General features: G+C 41.1%; 6 protein-coding genes. 4 read left to right on the top strand and 2 right to left on the bottom strand.

The genetic code is table 11. From position 1 onward, the window contains the following. Positions 1-82: 82 nt before the first annotated feature. Positions 83-1,792: an N-6 DNA methylase gene (locus Q1A48_RS20400; RefSeq protein WP_299948572.1), complete on the bottom strand. Its 1,710-nt coding sequence runs from the start codon at positions 1,790-1,792 to the stop codon at positions 83-85. Positions 1,793-1,940: 148 nt separating this feature from the next. Then, positions 1,941-3,230 (bottom strand): site-specific integrase, encoded by a 1,290-nt coding sequence (locus tag Q1A48_RS20395; RefSeq protein WP_299948571.1) that lies wholly within the window; start codon positions 3,228-3,230, stop codon positions 1,941-1,943. A gap of 1,040 nt (positions 3,231-4,270) precedes the next feature. Here Q1A48_RS20395 and Q1A48_RS20390 point away from each other — a divergent pair. From Q1A48_RS20390 to Q1A48_RS22005, 4 genes are all read left to right on the top strand, one after another. Beyond that, positions 4,271-4,468: a hypothetical protein gene (locus Q1A48_RS20390; RefSeq protein ID WP_299948570.1), complete on the top strand. Its 198-nt coding sequence runs from the start codon at positions 4,271-4,273 to the stop codon at positions 4,466-4,468. A gap of 14 nt (positions 4,469-4,482) precedes the next feature. Continuing rightward, a complete protein-coding gene (locus tag Q1A48_RS20385) occupies positions 4,483-4,872 on the top strand; it encodes a hypothetical protein (RefSeq protein ID WP_299948568.1) in 390 nt (129 codons plus the stop codon). Positions 4,873-5,375: 503 nt separating this feature from the next. After that, positions 5,376-5,564: a hypothetical protein gene (locus tag Q1A48_RS20380; protein ID WP_299948566.1), complete on the top strand. Its 189-nt coding sequence runs from the start codon at positions 5,376-5,378 to the stop codon at positions 5,562-5,564. Continuing rightward, a complete protein-coding gene (locus Q1A48_RS22005) occupies positions 5,542-5,730 on the top strand; it encodes a DUF6602 domain-containing protein (protein ID WP_366523456.1) in 189 nt (62 codons plus the stop codon). Before Q1A48_RS20380 ends, Q1A48_RS22005 begins: the two co-directional genes overlap by 23 nt. Positions 5,731-5,778: the final 48 nt, after the last annotated feature.

The following is a 5,778-nucleotide window of genomic DNA, read 5'->3' as shown; positions in this document are numbered from 1 at the left end:
TGAACTGAACCTGACCTGACAGACCACCGTCAGAAAAACCGGTAACTGTCAGATCAAGTCTGAACTACTACAATTAAACATTTTAGATAGGGGATACGCCAAAGACATTCCAGACTAATGTATTTATTTCAGATTCCAGCATAGACAACTTTTTAATGTCTGATGTTTTGCTACACTTTTTGGCCATAGAAATCAATTTTTTAGATGGCTCCATGCTGGGATCTGGAAGTGGGAATTTTTCCACATACTGACTGATAAAACGTCTTCTATTTGAATAGAGTTTATTTTGAAATTTCACATCATAAAATGTTTCAATAAACTCCGAATTGGCTATAGCAAGTATTAGCCACAATATATCATCAGGCGCACTGTCATCGTCACATACCATCCAGTAGCAGTCACCATTGACTACAGAACCTTCACCATCCATCCAAAATGTGGGTTTTTCTGATATATCCCTAAATATAACTTTATCTCTTTCCCATAGAGACGGATTTTGAGGAACCCATATTTCAAACCATTGCCTGTTTGCCTTGGCTACATAACCTCTACCAGCCAATTGCTTTTTGTTTGACTCTAAATAGTCTTTACTCAAAGGGTATTTTTCTATATCAACAACCCTTTTCTTTCCATCAATATATTCGTGGGTGTAAAGGATAGATTTCTTTTCAACAGCCTTGCATTTATAGCGATCAGCCACATGGTGAGTGGTAAGTGGTCTTAGCAGTTCCGGCCTACAACCTATTTCATTCTCCCAATCTGAACGAATAAATACATTGTCTGCTGTAGTTTTAACTCCTACACGAATTTTTCCAATTTCTTTGAATTGCTTCCATGTATTTTTATCCACAAGATCAAGCCACTTTCTCGATATTTCATCTTGCATACGCCATACATCGGAAGGCTTATCATCAAATGTTAAGTGACCATGCTTAACCTGATAAACAATATCGTTTGAAGCGACCAGACCTGAGTAATCAAGAGCATCTACTTGGTTTGTGACGTATGGAGTTTTTCCATCTACTTCACTTGGTGTCTCATATATAGATGAAAACTTTACTTTTCTTCCATTTTTCCCTGAGTGAGGTTTCATTACCATAACAGCAGGAAGAACGGCAGCCTCAAATACTTTTGTATCTCCAAAATCACATATGCTTTTAATGTCATATTGCCTATAAAGGGTTTCTCTAAAAGCACCTGCGCCTTTAGTAGTAAGGAACCTATTGGAGACAATCACGCCAGCAACAGCACCAGGAGACAATACAGCCTTCATAGCAACTAAAAAAGCCTGATAAATATCAACACGACCTTTTAATCCAAAACTCTTACTTAAAATCTGGGCTTGATCTGAACCTAAAACTTGAGTTCTTATGTATGGAGGGTTTGCAATTAGCAAGTCAAACAGTAGAGTATCATCATTGACAGAGAATAGGTCAGATGTTTCTGAGCCGCTATCTTTTTCAAGACAAACTTGTAGGAAATCTTTATTGTGAAGAATCAGTTTAATATCAGGGTGTTCATGCCTTATTCGTTTTTCTGTTATCTGAATGGATGCGGAGTTTGTATCAAATCCATGAGCCTCGATGTTTGAAACAGATTGCTCTTTTAACTTTTTGATCAAACTTAATAAAAGTTCTCCATCCCCAACGGCAGGATCAACGATTTTTATAGAACCTTGAACATTGGCATTTTGAATCATGTTTTCGGAAATATAATCGGCCACACAGATAGGTGTATAATGCGCTCCTTCCGCTTTGCGTGACTCAACATGACTATAGCGTTCAACTGACATTCTGCTTCTCTATTTCGGTATACTAAAGAACAATTGTACTGTATATAAATACAGTTTCAACCTAACCTGGATAATTTCATACAAACAGTCATTGTATCACCACAACGAACACATTGATTCCCTATAATCCAACGGTCGTCATGACACCTTACAAACACCCACGCTTCTTAACCTCTGCGCCCCATTCGCTAATCCATTTGGCAGTATCTTTTGCTGTTTGGGCTTTTTCTTCTTCGCTATCCTGCATAATCAATTTAACCGGGTCTTCTTCATCGAAAGACACCCCAGACAACTCTTCGGTGAACATTTCAGGCATCACATGGCTGTAGTGCTGTTCCAGCATCTGAATACTGGTGCCGCACTGTTTGGCTATTATTTGAGCAGGGACTTTATTCATCAACTGCCAAGTGATATAGGTATGACGCAGAGAATACAGGGTTCTCTTGCCCCCTGGAGACTCTTTCAGTTCATTTTCAATAAGCAACTTATCAAAGGCTCTACTGGTTTCGCTGGTTGTAGTGCCATCTTCAAGTTGGAAAAGCAGGTCTTTTGGCTTTCTGTTGGGAAAGCGCTCTCGCAACCTCTCAATGGCCCAAAGCACCTCTTCTCGACAGACTACCCTTCTGGCACCTGTATGTTTGGTGGTCTTGCCCTTGCGAACCGTAATATAGAACACAACCTTATCGTGCTGCTGTTTGAGCGACAGATCACCCCAGGTTAGATTCTCCATTTCAGTACCCGGCCTGATACCTGTATAAACCGCAATATCCATATAGTCCTGTAGCATTTCCCGGATCATCCATGTCTTTTGGGTTCGGGCATTACTGATAAAGGAGAGAATGGCGTATCTGAGGATGTAATACTCCTCTTTACTGAATGCGGCCTTTCGCTGGCCGTCAGAGCCTTTGGCAGCGCTTAGCTTTGGTATTTGAATAGGTAATATCCAATTGTTTAACTGCGCTTCTTCAAATACGCGCATCAATGCCGCATTGTGGTTGAGTAATGTCGATTTGGCAGGCACCCGCTTCATTTGCTCAATACGCCAGGCATCGAACTCCAATAACTTCTGATAATCAATGGATGTGATGTTCAGGCGGTCAAAATAAGGAATATGATACTTGTTTAGGGCACCTATGTAGTCTTTGTAGATTTGCCTCCCGGTGCCATTCTCCAACTCGGCCAACATCCGCTTGATTGCCAATTCTGCCACATTCTTGAAGCGTTTAGTCTTGATGGGGATATTATGCTCTAACTTGAGCCTGTATTCGGCTACCAGTTGATGAGCGGCCGCAATGGCGTCATTTAAGTCTTTTTTCTTGGTAGCCTTGGTGTGCCATTGCCCAAACAGGCTAAAGCGCGCATACCACCTGGCACTATTAGCCTGTTGGTATACATACAGTTCGTCAGTTATATTATGTCGTGCTACTTGCTTGCTCATGCTGCATTTAAGCACAAAAAATGATCAAACGGCAATCTGCTTGCGCGTAAAGTTTTTGTAAAGTATGATTGCGAGTAATGTAAGGCTTTGAATTTTAACGGTATTTAAGGGCACTTTTTGTTCAAAATTTCCCACCCTTAAAAGCGTGCCGGTTCGAGTCCGGCCTCTGTACCATCTCTCAAACCCGCGTCAGCGCTAGCTTTCGTGGGTTTTTTATTGCTCTACATGCCATTCTCAGTTTTTAGAAAATGACACCTTAAACCTCTATAGTGTCCACATTGTGTCCACACAGATATTTTTTTGGCACACAACTGCCCTTCCCTACTTTAATGAAGCCTAACTTCAACAGTGTTCTCAGGCTCAACAAGGCTTCGGTCCGACCAACTGCTGTAGCTGGCCATTCGCCCCTTTTCTCCTCCAAACAAATCTGATGTAAAATCTCGCCACCTCTTGGAAAACCCCATGGTTACTGGCTTTCGGCTACTTTGGCCTGTGAAAAATCTCTTCACAACTCTTCAAAACTCTTCATTTTGTGAAAAACAGAAAATGGCTACAGCCCACGGCTGGCGGGGGTTTGCGATGTTTTCCAATTTCACTGGGTAAGCAAAAACCCAAAACCGGCAGGCATGGGGAAGAGTGACCGCAGCCCCTTTTTGTGGTGTGATTAGCGATCAATGAAAGCCGGAGGGAGCTGGTTATGCGTGTTTTTAAGGGGTTTTTTAGGGCGGGGGCGTGGCTGGTAGCCTTATCTATCTACCAGAATGCAATGAAGAGAAATGAAATCTACCCAACGGTAGATAACCTAATAGAAATTGAGAGCAATCGGCTCAAGATTATGGAAGCCAGGGACAGCGTTATCCTTGGTTATGTTTGATGTTGTGGTGACAACAAATCAACTAAATCCGCTGTCTTTTTTCAACCCCTCAACCCCTCAACCCCTCAATCCCTCAATCCCTCAATCCCTCAATCCCTCAATCCCTCAATCCCTCAATCCCTCAATCCCTCAATCCCTCAGCCACCAGATTCGGTTATAACTCTGCATGGAAAAAAATTTAGCGAAATGGACTGGAAAGCCAACTGCATATTTGGATCAGAACATCTTGGATTTACTTGTGGATGGCAGGAATCCAGAGTTAAGGGATTACATTGTTTCAAATTTCCAACCAGTTTTCTCTGATGAAACATTTATAGAGATAGAGCGATCTGGAGATGGGGCTGAAAATTTCTTGCTGTTCTAGGTGATCTAAAAGCAATGCATATCAAAATAATAGTTTTGCCACCCCAGTTTGAAATAACTGGAGATGCGGTTCTCAATGTGGTCAATTCAACTGATGCTGACAGGCAGCACTTAGAGACAATCCAAAGCTCCGCATCAATTCAAGGAAGCACAGAGAATGATCTTTTTAAATTCTCAGGAGGGCTTGGGGATAAAAGCTTTTCTCAGCTTACAGAAGACAAAAAGGCGAAATTTAAATCTTTTACTGACGACCTTCTAGAGCAAATCTCAGAGCTTGAAACATTGGCCCCTGAATTGTCAAACAAGTTGCGTGAACACCTCGAAAAGATGGACCAAGCTATTGATTTTGCAACTGATTCTGTCTGCGATCAATTGACTGATATGGCGAGAGAGGGAGTAAACTGATCTGGAATTAAAGACTTTCAATCGTATTTCGGCGTTGGCGCAAAGCAACTAAATAATATTAAACCTCCGAATGTTATAGAAAAGATTTGGGATATATATAGAAATCTGAAACCATACTCTGAGTCCGACTACACAATTGAAGACTTCTATGGAATTTCTCGGAATCTTATCTATCCAGATAAACCGCTTTATGATCCTCAAAAGATCACGGCCATGTATACGATGCTAAACACAATAGGATTTTATCCAGACAAAAAGATTAAGCTTCACAGACGTTTTAGAACAGCAATTAGTGACGCCAATCATGCATCGCTGGCTTCCTTTTGCGATTTCGTCATGTCGAGGGATAAACCCTTTATCAAAAAGGTGTCAGCAATATATTCTTTCCTAGGGATAAACACTATGATATGCAACGTTACATCAGAAAGTGCATAACAAGCAAAAGCAAACCGACGCGTGAAAGCGCGTGTCGAGTTGAAGCATAATTTATCTGGAGAAACTGAATGAGCAATGAAGTGATAAAAAACTACTATCAGGCAATAATGGAAAGGATAGAATCAGAAGTCCTAGGAATTAATGCCCAATTCAATCATCAAGGAGTAAAGGGAACTGGCAATGAAAACACATTGACAGCTCTGCTTAAAAGCTTTCTCCCCCAAACGGTATGGTGTGGATACTGGTGTAGTTATTGATCGGCAGGGAAAGCAAAGTAACCAATGTGATGTAATTATATATGACGCGTTAAATTATCCAGAACTGTTTTCTCAGACATCTGCAAAATTTTTTCCTGTAGATTTTGTCTATGCAACAATCGAGGTAAAAACAACAGTAAATTGTATTAGTTCAGACCAAATCTGACACATCTCCTTGAAAAGAGGGGGTTTACCGGTTTTGATGAAGGTGACG

The sequence above is a fragment of the uncultured Microbulbifer sp. genome (assembly GCF_947489355.1).
Classification (GTDB): Bacteria; Pseudomonadota; Gammaproteobacteria; order Pseudomonadales; family Cellvibrionaceae; genus Microbulbifer.
The sequence above is the reverse complement of the archived record's forward strand: the minus strand, read 5'-3'. Positions and strand labels throughout refer to the sequence as shown.